This is a genomic window from Mycolicibacterium septicum DSM 44393 (assembly GCF_000455325.1).
Lineage (GTDB): Bacteria > Actinomycetota > Actinomycetes > Mycobacteriales > Mycobacteriaceae > Mycobacterium > Mycobacterium septicum.
In genome coordinates, this window is the sequence record NZ_HG322951.1 from 504,990 (window position 1) to 520,721 (window position 15,732).

The 15,732-nt window shown below is 66.5% G+C and carries 14 protein-coding genes and 1 pseudogene; 6 read left to right on the plus strand and 9 right to left on the minus strand.

Features of this window, described 5'->3' with window-relative positions:
* The first annotated feature begins 152 nt into the window (after positions 1-152).
* Positions 153-1,712, plus strand: a complete 1,560-nt coding sequence (locus tag TX88_RS02440; protein ID WP_049924819.1) for a PPE domain-containing protein — start codon at positions 153-155, stop codon at positions 1,710-1,712.
* 156 nt (positions 1,713-1,868) lie between these two features.
* Here the strand turns inward: TX88_RS02440 and TX88_RS02445 are convergent, their stop codons facing one another.
* From TX88_RS02445 to TX88_RS35685, 4 genes are all read right to left on the minus strand, one after another.
* Complete coding sequence (locus TX88_RS02445; RefSeq protein WP_044514405.1) at positions 1,869-2,207, minus strand: YbaB/EbfC family nucleoid-associated protein; 339 nt, start codon at positions 2,205-2,207, stop codon at positions 1,869-1,871.
* A gap of 49 nt (positions 2,208-2,256) precedes the next feature.
* Positions 2,257-3,654: a type VII secretion protein EccE gene (eccE, locus tag TX88_RS02450; protein ID WP_044514406.1), complete on the minus strand. Its 1,398-nt coding sequence runs from the start codon at positions 3,652-3,654 to the stop codon at positions 2,257-2,259.
* Positions 3,651-5,000, minus strand: coding sequence for a type VII secretion-associated serine protease mycosin (mycP, locus tag TX88_RS02455; protein WP_044514408.1), 1,350 nt, complete (start codon positions 4,998-5,000; stop codon positions 3,651-3,653). The genes eccE and mycP overlap by 4 nt, the downstream gene beginning before the upstream one ends.
* Before the next feature lie 444 nt (positions 5,001-5,444).
* Positions 5,445-5,900 (minus strand): type VII secretion target, encoded by a 456-nt coding sequence (locus TX88_RS35685; RefSeq protein ID WP_084621766.1) that lies wholly within the window; start codon positions 5,898-5,900, stop codon positions 5,445-5,447.
* On the opposite strand from TX88_RS35685, the gene TX88_RS34125 reads away from it, so the two are divergent.
* The 3 genes from TX88_RS34125 (at position 5,899) to TX88_RS02470 (ending at position 7,810) form a co-directional block, all read left to right on the plus strand.
* Positions 5,899-6,099, plus strand: a complete 201-nt coding sequence (locus TX88_RS34125) for a hypothetical protein (protein ID WP_162563065.1) — start codon at positions 5,899-5,901, stop codon at positions 6,097-6,099. The two genes, TX88_RS35685 and TX88_RS34125, sit on opposite strands and share 2 nt — an antisense overlap.
* A gap of 103 nt (positions 6,100-6,202) precedes the next feature.
* Positions 6,203-6,838, plus strand: a complete 636-nt coding sequence (locus TX88_RS34130) for a hypothetical protein (RefSeq protein ID WP_162563066.1) — start codon at positions 6,203-6,205, stop codon at positions 6,836-6,838.
* A gap of 555 nt (positions 6,839-7,393) precedes the next feature.
* Entirely contained in the window at positions 7,394-7,810 is a 417-nt protein-coding gene (locus TX88_RS02470) for a hypothetical protein (protein WP_162563067.1), read from the plus strand.
* 93 nt (positions 7,811-7,903) lie between these two features.
* Here TX88_RS02470 and TX88_RS02475 read toward each other — a convergent pair whose 3' ends face one another.
* From TX88_RS02475 to TX88_RS02490, 4 genes and pseudogenes are all read right to left on the minus strand, one after another.
* The gene (locus TX88_RS02475) at positions 7,904-8,161 is read right to left on the minus strand and encodes an HPr family phosphocarrier protein (RefSeq protein ID WP_029110534.1); all 258 of its coding nucleotides are present in this window, start codon (positions 8,159-8,161) and stop codon (positions 7,904-7,906) included.
* Between the two features lie 22 nt (positions 8,162-8,183).
* Positions 8,184-10,213, minus strand: a pseudogene (locus tag TX88_RS02480) (PTS fructose transporter subunit IIABC).
* Positions 10,210-11,178, minus strand: a complete 969-nt coding sequence (locus TX88_RS02485; RefSeq protein ID WP_044514414.1) for a 1-phosphofructokinase family hexose kinase — start codon at positions 11,176-11,178, stop codon at positions 10,210-10,212. The pseudogene TX88_RS02480 and the gene TX88_RS02485 overlap by 4 nt, the downstream one beginning before the upstream one ends.
* The gene (locus TX88_RS02490; protein WP_044514415.1) at positions 11,175-11,942 is read right to left on the minus strand and encodes a DeoR/GlpR family DNA-binding transcription regulator; all 768 of its coding nucleotides are present in this window, start codon (positions 11,940-11,942) and stop codon (positions 11,175-11,177) included. The genes TX88_RS02485 and TX88_RS02490 overlap by 4 nt, the downstream gene beginning before the upstream one ends.
* Before the next feature lie 102 nt (positions 11,943-12,044).
* Between TX88_RS02490 and ptsP the strand changes: the two genes are divergently transcribed.
* A complete protein-coding gene (gene ptsP / locus TX88_RS02495) occupies positions 12,045-13,727 on the plus strand; it encodes a phosphoenolpyruvate--protein phosphotransferase (RefSeq protein ID WP_044514417.1) in 1,683 nt (560 codons plus the stop codon).
* Positions 13,728-13,808: 81 nt separating this feature from the next.
* Positions 13,809-14,783 carry a pirin family protein gene (locus tag TX88_RS02500; protein ID WP_044514419.1) on the plus strand — a complete coding sequence of 325 codons (975 nt, stop codon included), beginning with the start codon at positions 13,809-13,811 and terminating at the stop codon, positions 14,781-14,783.
* Positions 14,784-14,787: 4 nt separating this feature from the next.
* Here TX88_RS02500 and TX88_RS34835 read toward each other — a convergent pair.
* Positions 14,788-15,732 (minus strand): FUSC family protein (locus TX88_RS34835; RefSeq protein WP_044514420.1); only part of this gene is annotated, 945 nt, incomplete at its 5' end.

The window sequence follows — 15,732 nt, forward strand, 5'->3', positions numbered from 1 at the left end:
CGCATCCGATGCCTCTGACTCGCCCTTATGATTGTCGCGAGAAACCGGTCGAGCGGGCTTGAGAAGCAGCCGTTCGCGGGACAACTTTGGTTTCGTCAGGAGCGTCGGCGGCCGCTGGGCAGCGGCACCGGCGTAGGGAGGATGATTTCGCGATGAGTGATTTGAAGGTCACGTCGTCGGAGCTGACCAGCGCGGCTGAGCAAATGTTGCGACCTCGTCCGAAAGGTCCGGATGCAGAGTCGGCACCGGATTACGGCCTGAAGGCTCCGGATACCTTGCCGGAGACCAATGAAGCTCTCAACCAACTCAAGCACAGTGCCGGAAAATTGAGCGCCACACTCAAAGCCGGAGACGCCGAGGTGCAGCGTCTCGCCGCAACGCTGAAATCTGTTGCCGCTGCTTACGACAAGATCGACGAGCAGGCCAAAGCTGCGCTTCAGAGTCAGGTCAACGGTAGCGACGGTCAGAAGCCGCCTATCGAGCCGGTGGTTCCTGAAGCGGTCAATATTCCGGTGCCAAGTATTCCGGACTTCGGCAGCTACCCATCCTCGCCGGACGATCAATTCCAGTCCTGGCAGGCTTCCGCACATGCCATTTTCGACAACGACACGAAAGCCCTGTCGTTGAATTACTTCCGAGACCAGTGGAAAGCTTACAAGGACACGCTTACTGCATACGCCGACAACATTCCGGCCAAGGTCGGTGACTGGGACGGCACTGCCGCCAAAGCCTGTCAGAACGCCATGCAAAGTCTCCATACCTGGTGGAAGGACATGGCGGAGGAGTGCGGCAGGCTGGCCGAAGAGGCACAGAAGTTCTGCGATGCGCACGATCAGCTGGTCCGGGTCCATCCCAACTTGCATGATGTCGCCGAGTACGAGAAAACCAATCGGCTGAACAAGATGCGACTTTGGACCCAATGGCAGTATCAGTCGGAATACGACCGCAATAACTATGAAAACAACATCAACCTCCAAGAAGTACGGCCAGGAAAGGCGCCCACGATTGGTGGTGTGCCGGCGGTAAATTCCAACGAGGTTGGAACCAAGCCCGACACACCCGGGGCCCCAGGTACCCAGACGCCGGGCAGCACTCCAGGCACCGGTGGCGGTGGAGGCGGCGGAGGCGGCACCCCGGAGATGCCCGAGATGCCGTCGATGGACACGCCTTCGATGTCCCCGGCCAGCGCCGATCCGTCGGCGGGTCAGGAATCGGGAGGCTCTCCGAGCGGCGGTTCGCCCTCCGGCGGCCAGGGCGGTGGCCAACCGAGTGGTGGCTCGCCGAGCGGTGGTGCCCCGTCGGGCGGCCTGCCCAAGGGAACCGAGGGCATGCCCGAGATGCCCGGTCTCGAGGAACCCAGCCTCAAGCCCGCCAGCGCCGGTGGCGGTGGCGGCGGTATGGGTGGCGGTGGCGGCGGCATGGGCGCCGGACCGCTCGGGCCCGCCGTCGGTGCGGAAACGGTGGCGGCGTCTCCGTCCGGAGCGCGGGGCGCTGGCGCTGGACCCGCAGGCATGGCAGGTGGCGCTGGTGCCGGCGGCATGGGCGGTGGCATGGGCGGTATGGGTGGCGGCCACGGTCAGGGCGGCCAGGGCAAGGAGAAGCGCCGCAACCCGAACCTCACAGAGGACGAGGACCTTTACGTCGAGGATCGCGCGTACACGGAGGCGGTCATCGGCCGCCGTGCGCGCAAAGATGTCAAGGACACCAAGTAGACAAACGTCAGTAGACAGAGACTCGCCGACGACACGATCTGTGTCGTCGGCGAGTCTCGTTGTACGCCATGCGGTTTCCGCGGAGCGGGGACCAAATAAGTCAGCCCGCCTCGCCATCGGGGCGAGACGGGCTGACCTGAAGAGACTCCGTGGGCCTCAGCCCAGCTGTGGCCCATCGGCCGTTAGCTCCGCAACCATCGCATCGAGCCGTTCACGGTCGGCTTCGATGGATGCCGTCGCTGCGGCCGTTGCCTTCTGGATTGCCTCGTTGAGTCGCTGCTCGACGGCCTGAGCGCCCAGCCGCAGCAATCCGTCCTTGATGTACACGTCGATCAAGTGGTGATGCCCGTTGAGCGTCACTTCGACGCTCTTGGCTTCGTCTGCCGCCGTGAATGTTTCGCTGTTCATCTTGTGCAGTTGGTCATCCATGAGCGACTGCAGCTGTTGCGCTTGGCGCAGGACCGCAGCGACCTGCGGATGCATCTCCTCTGTCATGCCTATTCCTCCCGACCTTTCTGGGACCCCTCTCCCAGGAAGCTTGATGTCACTGCTCGAGCGCCATCTGGTAGCGGCTCTCTTCACGCGGATTGATCAACGTGATCGGCAGCTGACGGTGCCGTGGTGTGTCAATGAAGTTGGGACGCATGATCACTCGACCAACACCCTGATGCGGGCCCAGGTAGGTCGTCGCATTCGGCCACGCGACGCGCGGCACCCGCCCGACGCGGCCGTTGATCATGGTCGCGAACTCACGGAACTGAGGACCGAGGGTCACCACGGCGCCGGATGCGGCGGAGCGGATGACGAACTGTGTAAACAGTCGGGCGTCGCCGAGGTTGATGCTCACGTCGACGTTGTCGAACGGCATGTACACCGGGTAGCGGTCCGAGGTCTCGCCGACGAGCACCCCGGCCGAGCCGATCGGCAGGTCGTAGTGCTTGTCGGTCACCGGGGTGAGGCCCTGCAGGGCTGCCCGCTGCCCGCCGTACAGGCAGGAAAACCCGCGTGGCGTAGTCGGATTGGACAGCGTCGTCAGCAACACCGTCGACGTCGGTGCCGCTCCCGGCCGAATCCGCACGCACGTCGTGGTGTGATCGGCGCGCGCCGACCACCAGACGTCCGGGCCGCCGGGCGCGTTGTAGGCCGCGGTGAAGGTACTGCGGCCCTTGATGACCGACCAGGTCTCCTTCTCAAAGCTGATCTCGGTGGCCTTGTCGAAATCGTCGAAGCTGCGCGAGCACCGCGCGTCGATTCCGTTGCTGGCCAACTGGTCCGCGATGCGGGTGGCCGACGCCACCAGATACCGGGCCAGCCCGGACACCCCGCTGTCGCGGCGCTGAGCCGAGCGGCGGGTCTGCTCCGGGTCGGCGCGCAGCACGATCCAGGTGCGCCGGTTCGCCGGCGCCGGGTACGGGCCCACCACCTGCTCATAGAGCGCCACCAGGCTGGCCGGTGCGGTCTTGCCGACGCGATAGCCGGCCGACACCACGTCGGCCTCCAGGTCCGGGCAGTGCGCCCGCAGCAGCTTCTCGACGAGCTTGGTGCTGACGGTGTCATCCGAGACGGCCTCGCCGTTGACGATCACAGTCGGGGTGAAAGGCCTTGGTATCAACTCGATTACCGCGACCAGGTAGTCACCCTGCCAGCGCACGGCAACGTGATCCCCCGGCATGACGGTGGCTCCGACCGCGGGCTCGGACGGCACATCGGGCGTGCTGCGGTGGCGTCGCCGCCAGGAAAAGACCGCCCTGACCCAGCCGGTGAGCCGGTATCCGCGGATGGTGAGCACCGAGAAGATCGCGATGAGCACCGACAGCGTGATCCCCAGCCAAAGCAGCTTGAAGTGCAGGCACACCGCGATGCACGCGGGGATCAGCGTGGCCGCCCAGATGGCGTGCCCCGTCGTGAAGCGGAAACCGAAATGCCGCCGCAGGAAGTTCATTGGCGCCGCCGCAACGCGCGCCGGGTCATCGCGGCGATCCCGAGGATCACCGCCAATGCGGCTCCGGCGACCACGACACCAGTGATGGGGCCGCGATCTGGCGGCGGGATGTACACCGGCGGCGGAATTTCCTTGACCCGGAACGGCGCCTTGGCCGGACCCTCGGGAACCTCCCACGTGAGCGCGGCAACGGGATCGACCACGCCGGCACCGACATAGTTGTCGACGCCGCCGCCGGGATGGCGTGCGGTGGAGGTGATTCGGTTGATGACCTGGGCCGGGGTCAGATCCGGGAAACGCTGCTTGACCAGCGCGGCCAGACCGGAGACGAAGGCGGCCGAGAACGACGTGCCGTTGAGCGGTACCGGGCCGTCCTCACCGGGCGTCGCGTTGATCGGCTGGCCCTCGTAGCCCAGCGCGGTCAGGTTCTCGCCGGGAGCGGCCGCGCCCAACCACGGACCCGACATCGAGAAGTTACTCGGCTGGCCGTTCTGGCCGACGCTGCCGACGGTGAGCACCAGCGGGTCGTACCAGGCCGGGCTGACGATCGTCTGTACGCCCTTCCAGCCGCGGGCATCGGCCGGGATCGACGGATCCGGCGGCGGGTTCTGCGTGCAGTCCTGGCCGGTGTTACCGGCGGCGACGACGATCACCGCGCCCTTGACGTTCACCGCATAGTTGATGGCCGCGCCCAGGCTGGACTCGTCGATCCGGCGGGTCACCTTGTAGCAGGCGGCCTCACTGATGTTGATCACCTGCGCGCCGAGATTGGCCGCGTGAACCACCGAACGGGCCAGGCTGCGGATCGATCCCGCGGTCTGGGTGGTGTTCGGGTCGTTCGGATCCTGGCGCGAACCCTTGGGCTGGAACGCGACTGAGGTCTGACGCAGCGAAATCAGTCGCGCATCGGGGGCGACACCGACGAATCCGTCCGTGGGGGACGGGCGCCCGGCGATGATCGACGCGGTCAGGGTCCCGTGGGCGTCGCAGTCGGACATCCCGTTGCCGCCGGCGTCGACGAAATCGCCACCCGGCTCGGCCGGAACCCGGGGTGACCCGTTGACCCCGGTGTCGATCACCGCGACAGTTACGCCGGCGCCGGTTGCGAACTTCTGCGCCTCGGCCAGCTTGAGGTAGTCGGCCGCCCACGGCTTGTCGGCGAAGTTCGAATTCGGCATGACAGTCGGCGCCGCGCAGATCTTGCGTTGCTCGGTCGGCTGGTCGGGCCCGGTTTCATCAGGCGGAACGGCCGCGGCATCGATGGCCGGCGGGTCGATCGCAAACGCCGGAGGCGCACTGAATAGGGCCAACAAAACTGCCAGCAGCATCACGACTAAGCGCTGCACGCCTCACACTCCCCCAAGGACATCGGACATGTCTGCAGTGTGCTGATGCACTTTCAGCAAACAAAGTCCGGTCTGCTCGACAATGCATCTTCTCACTTCAAGCCGTCCGGCTAGTTGCACGCAGGCAATCATAAGGGTGCCCAGGTGAGGCTGATAACGCTTCTTGTCGTTAGTTGGAGTTGCGCTGGGCAAGGGGCGAGGATTCGTGCCGGATAGTGCGGTCGGGCGACGATCGTGGATCGGGGCTGCATTCGCTGCCCGACTACAGTGCAGACGAGGTCGCACGGCGCCGGTCTGACCGCCGCTGGTCGCCACTTCGGTCACGGGTCGAGGATGACGACTGGAAGTTCTCTGAAAGGCCCCAGAAAGAGTCTCCTAAGGCCTCCCGGCACTGTCAGTCGGCTGGCTGCGACTGGCCAGACCCGCTCGAAACTGGATCGACCGCTATACCTTCGGTACCCCGTTCGGCCAGACCGGACGGGGAGTGCCCACGATCGAGGTAGGCACGCCAGGCCCGGTGTTGTCGCTGCCCGCACCGGACGGACTCGGCCCAGAAGAGACCATCTGTACCGCGGAGCGCTGACCAGACTCAGATGCCTGGCCCGCTGTGGAAATCCGATCCGCACCATCCTGGTCGGCGCTTGTGTACCGATCGGCCGCCACTCGAAGGCGGTCTGCGTGTTCACTGTGCAGCTGAGCAACCTGCGTCCCAGCCCTTTGCAAGGCAGCCTGGAAATAATCGAATGCGGAAGTAAGTGCCGATCCCGCAGGTCCATGGCTCGCTTCAATTGCTTGTGTTAACGACGGATCCGCTGCGCAAGCTGATTTAACCTCTGCAGCCACGCGATCGTATTCAACTGCGCATTTCGTCAAACTGTTCGTGTCTACGGACAGTGCCATGCTCGCTCCATCGTTGCTCGATCACTGGAAGTCAAACCAGACGGTCAATCGCTGCCCACCAATGCTAACTGTGGGTGCGATGTCGTTCACCCGCGAAATCTCCATGGTGGCGTTCAGTCGGGTGGCGGACGTGTTGGCGGTGGTCACGGAAGCGACGACACAAAGGCGCTCTATGGTGCTGCAGAAGCTGCGAGGCTGATGAGCGAGCCCCTGAGTCCCGCTTCCATCAATCGGGGTCAGCCCGATGGGGCGCAGATAAAACTGGCGCCGTGCGTGCCGGAGTGCTGAGAGATACTAGAGAGATGTACCCAGCCGACAGCGTTTTGCTTGGTGCCCGTCAACTGTTGGGCACCACGATGTCGCCGGATATCGTTCCTTCCGAATTCACCGAGGAATCACCGGCGCATCCGAACTGGGAAGGGACTGGCAGCGATCAGGCGCGAATTGCAGGTTCCCGGCTAGATAGCAAACGTCGAGAATTGCGCGAAGCACACCGAATCGTCGCGGACATACTGACGAAGTCTCAGCAGGTCCATCTTGATGCACTCCAAGGCGTGGAAGCCGTGGAATCGGCGTGGCAACGGGATAAGGCCATGTTGGCGTCGTATGCCCAAACTACGGGGGGCTATGTAACTCTGCTGAAGGTCGGGCAACGGACGATCCGTGACGTGACGGACCTGATCAATAAGACTGTCAGTCAGTACGAAAGCCTTGGTGAGGATGTCCGTGCAGCAGTCAAAGGGCTGCCGAACAGCGGCGAAACCGATGAGGGTGCGCCGAACTCAGGGCCTGAGTCTGGTCAGCGCTTCGCGGTACAGATGGTCTCTTCTGGGCCGAGTCCGTCCGGTGCGGGCAGCGACAACACGGGTCCTGGCGTGCCTCCTTCGATCGTGGGCACTCCCCGTCCGGTCTGGCCGAACGGTGTGCCCAAGGTTTGATCGTCAATCCAACGGTGGAGTGGGACCGAGCGCCAAAAGCTCTTGATTACCAGCGGCGTTGGTTAGCGCTTCAGCGCAGCTGCTTTAGGCTGCGCCCATGATCAGTGTGTCGGTGCCGGAGGCTGTACTCGCCGCACGAAGTTGGCCGGACACACCAGAGGAGTATTTGTCATCCTCGATCGCAGTGCTCTGCTTGGTTGGTTTCGGGGCCCTGGCTATATTCGGCTCCGTTCGATTCATGACCTCGTGGCGGAAATCCTACGAGGCTCGCTTGGTCAGGGAATCAGAGCAGTTTCGCACTCGGTGGCCGGCTGACCAGCTAAGCCACGCACCATATGTGGAGCTGGAGGCGGAGGCCCAACGCCGTTGGCAGCTGGCTCTTCTCCTTGAGCAACGGGCCGCCTCTGGCGCCGGTGATGAGGAAGCCCTGGGTCGATCTGTCGCTATGCGCGGGTGGGCCAGTTCGTTGGCCGATGCGTTGAACGTCGCTTCGGGTGGCGGGCAACGATGACATCCGATCACCTACTGGCTGTCACACAGAACGATGCTTTGGACATGGCGCGCGTCACCGAACTGGTGGCGCCAGCGATTCTCATCGTCGCCTGTGTGGCAACAGGATTCTGCGTATTCATGTGCTCCATCGACTACTGGAGCAGTAAGGGGTCGTACAAGGATACGGCCCAGTTGATGGTTCATTCGTCAATGTTCTGGGCGCGTTGGTCTCAGGATCGGATCTGGTCCGCACCGTATGGGGAATTGGTGGCCGAGGCGGACCGGTGCGAGGTCATCATCGCTTACGTTGAGAGCAAAAAGCGGTCAAAGGGGAAGCGTGCCGCCGGCTCTCGTGCTGCATTCAATCAGCACATTGACCGCGAACTCGCCACGTATCAAGGCATGCTCGACGCCGTGCGCAACGCGATGAACTACTTGAACTCACAGGGGCGCGGCCCACAGCAGCCTTACCGAGCGTGAATCACCTTGTAATTCAACAGAAATACGATCAGTGCCGATGTAGTTCCCACGTCGGTGTGGACCAGTCCAACGAGTACGTGCGACTGGGCGCTTTTACGCGTCCAGATCCTGCTCCACCAGCCCGGCCACGGTGGCCAACGCATCGGCGTCGTCGGATTCCACAGTCACTTGCGCCCCATTGCCGGCACCCAGCGTCATGATCATCAGGGCCGAACCGGCGTCTACGGGCTCGCCGCCGTCCATGGACAGGGTGACCGGTACCCCGGCGTTCACCACTGCCTCGGCGATGATCGCGGCGGGACGGGCGTGCAGGCCGATGGCCGAACCGACGGTGACAGTCTTGCTGGGCATGTTTTCTCCTTAGGTTTGTGACTTAGGTGGTGGCCAGCGCCGGCGTTTCCGGCGTGGTGACGGTGGGTTTGGCGAACTGCTTGGCGGTGATGACCGCGAGAGCGGCGACGACGGTGCCCAAGGCGAGGGCGACGAGGAACCACAGCAGATTGCCGATCGCGAAGAACACGAAGATGCCGCCGTGCGGCGCCTTCAGCGTGACGTCGAACGCCATGATCAGTCCGCCGGTGACGGCGCCGCCGAGCATCATCGACGGGATCACCCGCACCGGATCGGCAGCGGCGAAGGGGATGGCACCTTCGGAGATGAATGAAGCGCCCAGAAGCCATGCCGCACGGCCGTTCTCGCGCTCCGGCTCGGTGAATAGCCCCGGACGTAGTGTCGAGGCCAGTGCCATCGCCAGCGGCGGCACCATGCCGGCTGCCATCACCGCCGCCATGATGCGGAGCGTGGCGGGGTCGGCGACGTTGAGGCCTGCGGTGGCGAACGCGTAGGCCGCCTTGTTGACGGGCCCGCCGAGGTCGAAGCACATCATCAACCCGAGAATGACACCGAGGATGACGACGGAGGTTCCGGTCATGCCGCTGAGCCAGTTGGTCAGACCCGTGGTCAGCGCGGCCAGCGGACGCCCGAGCAGCAGGAACATCAGCAGGCCCACGATCAACGAGGCGCCCAGTGGGATCACCACGACGGGCATCAGGCCCCGGAACCACTGCGGCACCTTGAACGAACTGATCCACTGTGCGGCGAACCCGGCGATCAGACCGCCGACGATGCCGCCGATGAACCCGCCGCCGACGAACACGGCCACCGCGCCTGCGGTGAAGCCCGGCGCGATACCCGGCCGGTCGGCGATCGCGAAGGAGATGTAGCCGGCCAGAGCGGGAACCAGGAACATGAAGGCCAGCCCGCCCAGGGTGAACAGCACCGCGCCGAGATACTGCGTCAGTCCACCGGGCGGCAGGTCGGCCAGGGTGTTGGTGACGGCGATGTGGTGGCCCAGCGAGTTCATCCCGTAGGCCAGCGGTTCCGCACCGTCCGGGGTGTTGCCGATGTCGTAGCCGGCGAAGAGGAAGCCCAGCGCGATGAGCAGACCGCCTGCCGCGACGAACGGGATCATGTAGCTCACGCCGGTGAGCAGGATCTGCCGGATCCGGGTACCCCAGCCCACGTCGCCGGCCGGAGCCGAAGAAGAAGCGGTGGCCTCGGCCGATCCGGCCACCCGGGGCGCGTTGGGATCTTTTGCGGCACTGACGGCTTCGGAGATCATGGTGTCGGGTTCGTTGATGGCGCGTTTGACGCCGGAGGCGACGACGGGCTTGCCGGCGAACCGCTGCTTGTCCTTGACCCCGACGTCCGTGGCGAAGATGACGGCATCGGCGGCGGCGATCGTCGCCGCGGACAGCGGCGTGCTGCCGGACGAGCCCTGAGTTTCGACGGTGAACTCGACGCCGGCGGTCTCGGCCGCCTGTTTGAGCGCGTCGGCAGCCATGTAGGTGTGGGCAATACCGGTGGGGCAGGCCGTGATCGCGACGATCGACACCGCCTTGACCGGCTCGGCGACGGGTTCAGGCGCCGGGGCGGGGGAGCGGCGGGCGCCGGGTTCACGACACCGTCGACGAGCGCCACCACCTCATCGACGCTGGCGGCCTCGCGCAGTGACGCCACAAAGTCCTTGCGAACCAGCGCTCGAGCCAGGCTGGACAGCAGCTTCATATGCTCGGCCCCACCGGATTCCGGCGCGGCGATCAAGAACACCAGATCGGCCGGGCCGTCCGGGGCGCCGAAGTCGACCTTGGGGGAGAGTCGGGCGAAGCCGATCGTCGGGGTGTCGACGTACGGCGAGCGGCAGTGGGGAATCGCGATGCCGCCGGGAAGCCCGGTGGCGGACTGGGCCTCACGTGCCATCGCCGCGCCCACCAGGCCGTCGGTGTCGCTGGTGCGGCCCGCCTCCGCGAGTGCGCCCACGAGACGGGTGATGACGGCTTCCTTGTCACCGCCCGCGTCGACATCGAGCAGGACCAGACCGGGGGTGATGATCGGTTGGGTCATAGTGGCACCTTCACGGGGTGGGTACGGACAGCGTCGAGGTCGAGTTGGGCGGGGCCGGGCAGGGCCGAACCGGGCAGCGCCGCGGCGGCACTGCCGTAGGCGACGGCCATCTGCAGTCGTTGCGGGGCTTCGGCGCCGGCGACGGCGGCGCGCACGTAGCCGGCCAACGAGGCATCGCCCGCACCGACGGTGCTGCGCGGAACGATCGGCGGTGGCATGGACAGCCAGGCACCCGAACGGTTCACCAGCACCGCGCCGGCAGCGCCGAGCGTGGCCAGCACCGTGCCGACACCGCGTGAGACGAGCGCGTCGGCGGCGGCCACCACCGGCGAGAGGTCTCCTTGGGCGGCAGCGTCGTCCAGGGCAGCGGCCGGAACGCCGGCCAGGTCGGCCAACTCCTCGGCATTGGGCTTGATCAGATCGGGCGCGGCCACCTGGAACCCGGCCGCCAGCGCGGCCAGCGGCGCCTCGGAGGTATCGACGGCCACTCGGCAGCCGAGCGGCGCCAGCAGCGACACCACCTGCGCGTACCAGTCATCCGGGATCCCGGGCGGCAGCGACCCGGACAGCACCACCCAGGACGCTTCCTGCGCCTTGGCCAGCACGCAGCGGGTCAGCGCCTCCAGCGCGTCAGCATCCACGACGGCGCCACGTTCGTTGAGTTTGGTTGTGGTGCCGTCGGATTCGGTGATGGCCAGGTTGGTACGGACGGGCTCTGCGATCGGAACGTTGGTGAACCGCACACCAAGCGTCAGCAGAGCGCCGAGCAGAGGATCAGCGTCAGAGGCGGGCAACACGGCCTCGGCGGCCACGTCGGCCAAGGTCAGGGCGCGGGCCACGTTGATGCCCTTGCCGCCGGGTTCGACGGTGACGGAGTTGACGCGCTGCACGGCTCCGCGCGTCAACGGCGATCCCAAGGTGACGGTGCGGTCCAGGCTGGGGTTCGGGGTGACGGTGATGATCATGCGATCACGACCTCGACGCCGTGCCCGGTGAGCAGTGCGCGGTCGGCATCCGAGATCTCGTCGTCGGTGATCAGGGTGTCCACACTGTCGATGGGGGCGAAGCTGACGAAGTCCTCTTCGCCGACCTTCGATGAGTCGGCAACCACCACAACGTAATTCGCCGCCTGCACCATGGCCCGCTTGACGGCCGCTTCCTCGGTGTCCGGGGTGGACAGTCCGTGCCGCGCGCTGAGGGCGTTGGTGCCGATGAACGCGATGTCCACCCGCAGGGTTTCGAGGACGCGCAGCACCTGCTCGCCGACGGCGGCCTGGGTGAGGCCGCGGACCCGTCCGCCGAGCAACTGCAGGGTGACGGTCGGGACCGTGGCGAGCAGGCCGGCGATCGGCACCGAGTTGGTCACCACGGTGAGCTCACGGTCCGTCGGCAACTGGGAGGCGACGCGGGCTGTGGTCGTCCCGGCGTCGAGCAGGACGCTGGCACCGCTGAGGGGGAAGAAGTCGACAGCGGCCGCGGCGATGGCATCTTTCTGCGCGGCCCGGGTGGTGTCGCGTTCGCCGACGCCGGCTTCGACGAGGTGCAGTGTCCGGGTGGGCACGGCCCCGCCGTGCACGCGGCGCACCACACCGGCTTTGTCGAGCACGGCGAGATCGCGGCGGACGGTCTCCGTGGTGACGTCGTACGTCTGCGCCAGTTCGGCGACCGAGGCGCGGCCCCTGCTCATGACCAGCGCGGCGATGGCCTGCTGGCGCTCCTCGGCGTACATGAGCCTCCGTTTGTGTGGGTTCAAGCCCGTTCGAATGTTGGTAAATGTTGTTTTACGCTTGACTGTGTTGACTTGTCAACGCTTTCTTGTAATCTGTCTCACATGGGCACTACATCATCGGTTGCGTCACCCACTGTCTTGCGCGGGGTTCCGGTGGTTCCGGGTGTGCAGTACGCACCTGTGATCCGGGTCAGCAGGCTGCCGGAGATCCAGGTCCCCGCCGGTGACATCGACGAGGCGGACCGGTCGGCCGAGGCGGGGCGTTTCGCGGCCGCGGTGACGGAGGTCGCCACTCGGCTGCGCGACCGGGCCGCGCACGCCACGGGTGCGGCCTCGGAGGTGCTCGCCGCGACCGCGACGCTGGCCCAGGACCGCGCCTGGATAGGTGCCGCTGACAAAAGGATTGCCGCGGGTGCCCCGGCGGTTCGCGCCGTGTCGGAGGCCGTCGATCAGTTCGTGGACCTGTTCACACAGCTCGGCGGGCTGATGGCCGAACGTGTCACCGATCTGCGCGACATCCGCGACCGGGTCGTCGCCGAGCTGTCCGGACTCCCGGAACCCGGTGTGCCGCTGCCGGATATCCCGTCCATCCTGTTCGCCGAGGACTTGGCCCCGGCCGACACCGCGGGGCTGGATCCGCAGTTGGTGGTCGGGCTGGCCACCACGCTGGGTGGGCCGACCAGCCACACCGCGATCATCGCCCGTCAGCTGGGAATTCCGTGCGTCGTCGCGGTGAGCGGGCTCGATTCGGTTACCGCCGGTGCGATGGTGCTGCTCGACGGCACCGCGGGCACGGTGACCACCGATCCGGACGCCACGGCTGCGGCCGCAGCCGTGGCCGCCGCTCAACGCAACGCCCTGGCCGCCCGGCAGTGGACCGGACCGGGTGCGACGGCCGACGGCCACACCATCGCGATCCTGGCCAATGTCCAGGACGGCGCGGCCGCCAAGGCGGCACGCGAAACCCCTGCCGAAGGCGTAGGGCTGTTCCGCACCGAGCTGTGCTTCCTCAATCGCGACACCGAGCCGACCGTCGAGGAACAGGCGACGATCTACGGCGAGGTGCTGGAGGCGTATGCCGGGCGCAAGGTGGTGGTCCGCACCCTCGACGCGGGCTCGGACAAGCCCCTGAAGTTCGCGGGTCACCCCGACGAGGCCAACCCGGCGCTCGGTGTCCGCGGCATCCGGATCGCCGAGGGCAATCCAGGCCTGCTGGCCCACCAGCTCGAAGCGGTGGCGGCTGCGGGCGAGGCCACCGGAAACCCGCCGTGGGTGATGGCGCCCATGATCGCCACCGCTGCAGAGGCGAAAAGCTTTGCCGCCAAGGCGCGTTCGTACGGGCTCACGCCCGGCGTGATGATCGAGGTGCCCGCCGCGGCGCTGCTGGCCGACAAGATTCTCGATCACGTCGACTTTCTGTCGATCGGCACCAACGACCTCGCGCAGTACACGATGGCCGCCGACCGGATGTCGGCCGACCTGGCCGCCCTCACCGACCCGTGGCAGCCCGCGGTGCTGGCCCTGGTGGAGATGGCCGCCCGAGCCGGAGCGGCCGCGGGCAAGCCGGTCGGGGTGTGCGGTGAGGCCGCGGCCGATCCATTGTTGGCCGCCGTGTTGGTGGGCCTGGGTGTGACGTCGCTGTCGATGGCGCCGGCGGCCATCGCCGCGGTGGGTTCGCGGATCGCGCAGGTGACGCTGCAGCAGTGCCGCGCCGCCGCGGAGGCGGTCCTGGCCACGGGCTCCGCCGCGGAGGCCCGCGAGGCCGCGCTGGCCCGGCTGTCCTGACTGCGCAAACACCTCACGGGAATAATCGGACCGCAGTCCGGTTATAGCTGGCATCAGGCTTACACAATCAGGAGGTAGGAGATGCCAGCCATCACCGCAGACACCTTGACCCTGCCCCGTATCGCGGCAGCTCAGGCGTCGGACACCGAACGCCCGGTCCGTTCGATCACGACCGGCCCGCGCGGATACGAAGGCGAGGGATTCCCCGTCGTGCGCGCATTCGGTGGAGTCAGCGCCGCAGACCTCGACCCGTTCGTCCACATGGACCAGATGGGTGAGGTGGAATACCAGCCCGGCGAACCGCGGGGCACCGATTGGCACCCGCACCGCGGGTTCGAAACCGTCACCTACATGATCGACGGCCGCTTCGCCCATCAGGATTCACATGGCGGCGGCGGTCTGATCACCGACGGCGCCACTCAGTGGATGACGGCCGGGTCCGGCATCCTGCACATCGAGACGCCGCCGGCCGAACTGGTCGAGAACGGCGGCACCTTCCATGGCATCCAGCTGTGGGTGAACCTGCCCAAGAAGGACAAGTTCGCGACGCCGCGCTACCAGGCCATCGAGGGCCCCGACGCCAAGCTGCTGTCCTCGCAGGACGGCGGCGCCCTGGTCCGGATCATCGCCGGCGAGATCGACGGTGCGCAGGGCCCGGGCAGCACGCACACCCCGATCACCATGGCGCACGCCACGATCGAATCGGGCGCGCAGCTCAACCTGCCGTGGAACCGCGACTTCAACGCACTGGTGTACGTACTGAGTGGACGCGGCAGCGTCGGCCCGGTCGGGCACCCGATCCATCAGGGTCAACTCGCAGTACTGGGCCCCGGCGACCGGATCACGGTCTCTGCCGAGGGAACTCAGGACTCGAACCGGCCCGCGATGGAGGTTCTGCTGCTGGGCGGCAAGCCGATTCGGGAGCCGGTCTTCCACTACGGCCCGTTCGTGATGAACTCGAAGTCCGAGCTCATCCAGGCGCTGGAGGACTACCAGGCGGGCAAGTTCGGCCAGATCCCACCGAATGCGCTGATGCCGCACCGGCCCCTGAGCTGATCGGCTAACCCACCGACTCGGCGGGCTGCGGGTACAACAACTCCAGCTCGCCGAGATGTGCGGCAGCGGCGACAAGAGGGAGAGCCGCCGAAACGGCCAGATCCGTTCCGGCGGCTTCAGCACGCAACGACACCACGAAGCTCTCCCCGATCGGCACCAGTACCGCGGTGGCGTCGTCGCCGGTGAGCCGGGCGCAGATGGCCGCGGCGTGTTCCTCGATCACTTCGCGCGTGCGGGCGTAGACACCGAGCGGCGGGGGCACGACGTCGGCGATGAGCTCGGCCGCGGCCCGCACCCGGTTGGCCCGGTTGGCCGCGCGTACGACCGGGGCTCGTTGGTCGCTGGGCCCGCCGTTCTCCGAAAGATATTGACGGACAGCATCATCGAGGGTTCGGGATGCGGAAAGCGCGTCGTGGCCCAGAGCGACGACGCGGTCGGTGGCCTGCTCGGAGGCGCCCCGGGTCACGCGGAGAACGGCGTGCTTCAGGAACTGTGCACCCACCGCGCGGGCCTGGTCGATCGCCTTCGACACCGACGCCGTCGCGCCGCGCGGCCACAACAGCAGCGACACCACGATCCCGACCATCGCGCCGACCACGACGTCCTCGACCCGGACCAGCCCGACGCGCCATCCCGTCGGCACGATCAGGTTGAAGTTGATCAGCACCATCATGGTGAAGGCCGCCTGCCCGGCGATGAACGATCCGACCTCGGGCACATAGGCGGACCCGAATGCTACGAGCGGCAACAGGATCCACAACACCACGGGGTCCACCCCGACGAACTCGATGAGCACCGCACCCAGCACGAACCCGATCGCGGTGCCGGCCACGGCCCGCAACACGCGCGTCCCGGTGGTCAGGGCGCTGCTGCGCAGCACCGACATCGCGCCGAGTACAACCCAGAAGCCGTGCTGCACCGGAAACACGTGGGTGACGGCGACCGCGAG

Excerpts from the sequence above, each read along its gene's own strand:
- TX88_RS02440 (WP_049924819.1), top strand. The coding sequence starts at position 153 with ATGAGTGATTTGAAGGTCACGTCGTCGGAGCTGACCAGCGCGGCTGAG.
- TX88_RS02445 (WP_044514405.1), bottom strand. The coding sequence starts at position 2,207 with ATGACAGAGGAGATGCATCCGCAGGTCGCTGCGGTCCTGCGCCAAGCG.
- eccE (WP_044514406.1), bottom strand. The coding sequence starts at position 3,654 with ATGAACTTCCTGCGGCGGCATTTCGGTTTCCGCTTCACGACGGGGCAC.
- TX88_RS34125 (WP_162563065.1), top strand. The coding sequence starts at position 5,899 with ATGCTCGCTCCATCGTTGCTCGATCACTGGAAGTCAAACCAGACGGTC.
- TX88_RS35685 (WP_084621766.1), bottom strand. The coding sequence starts at position 5,900 with ATGGCACTGTCCGTAGACACGAACAGTTTGACGAAATGCGCAGTTGAA.
- TX88_RS34130 (WP_162563066.1), top strand. The coding sequence starts at position 6,203 with ATGTACCCAGCCGACAGCGTTTTGCTTGGTGCCCGTCAACTGTTGGGC.
- TX88_RS02470 (WP_162563067.1), top strand. The coding sequence starts at position 7,394 with ATGGCGCGCGTCACCGAACTGGTGGCGCCAGCGATTCTCATCGTCGCC.
- TX88_RS02475 (WP_029110534.1), bottom strand. The coding sequence starts at position 8,161 with ATGCCCAGCAAGACTGTCACCGTCGGTTCGGCCATCGGCCTGCACGCC.
- TX88_RS02485 (WP_044514414.1), bottom strand. The coding sequence starts at position 11,178 with ATGATCATCACCGTCACCCCGAACCCCAGCCTGGACCGCACCGTCACC.
- TX88_RS02490 (WP_044514415.1), bottom strand. The coding sequence starts at position 11,942 with ATGTACGCCGAGGAGCGCCAGCAGGCCATCGCCGCGCTGGTCATGAGC.
- ptsP (WP_044514417.1), top strand. The coding sequence starts at position 12,045 with ATGGGCACTACATCATCGGTTGCGTCACCCACTGTCTTGCGCGGGGTT.
- TX88_RS02500 (WP_044514419.1), top strand. The coding sequence starts at position 13,809 with ATGCCAGCCATCACCGCAGACACCTTGACCCTGCCCCGTATCGCGGCA.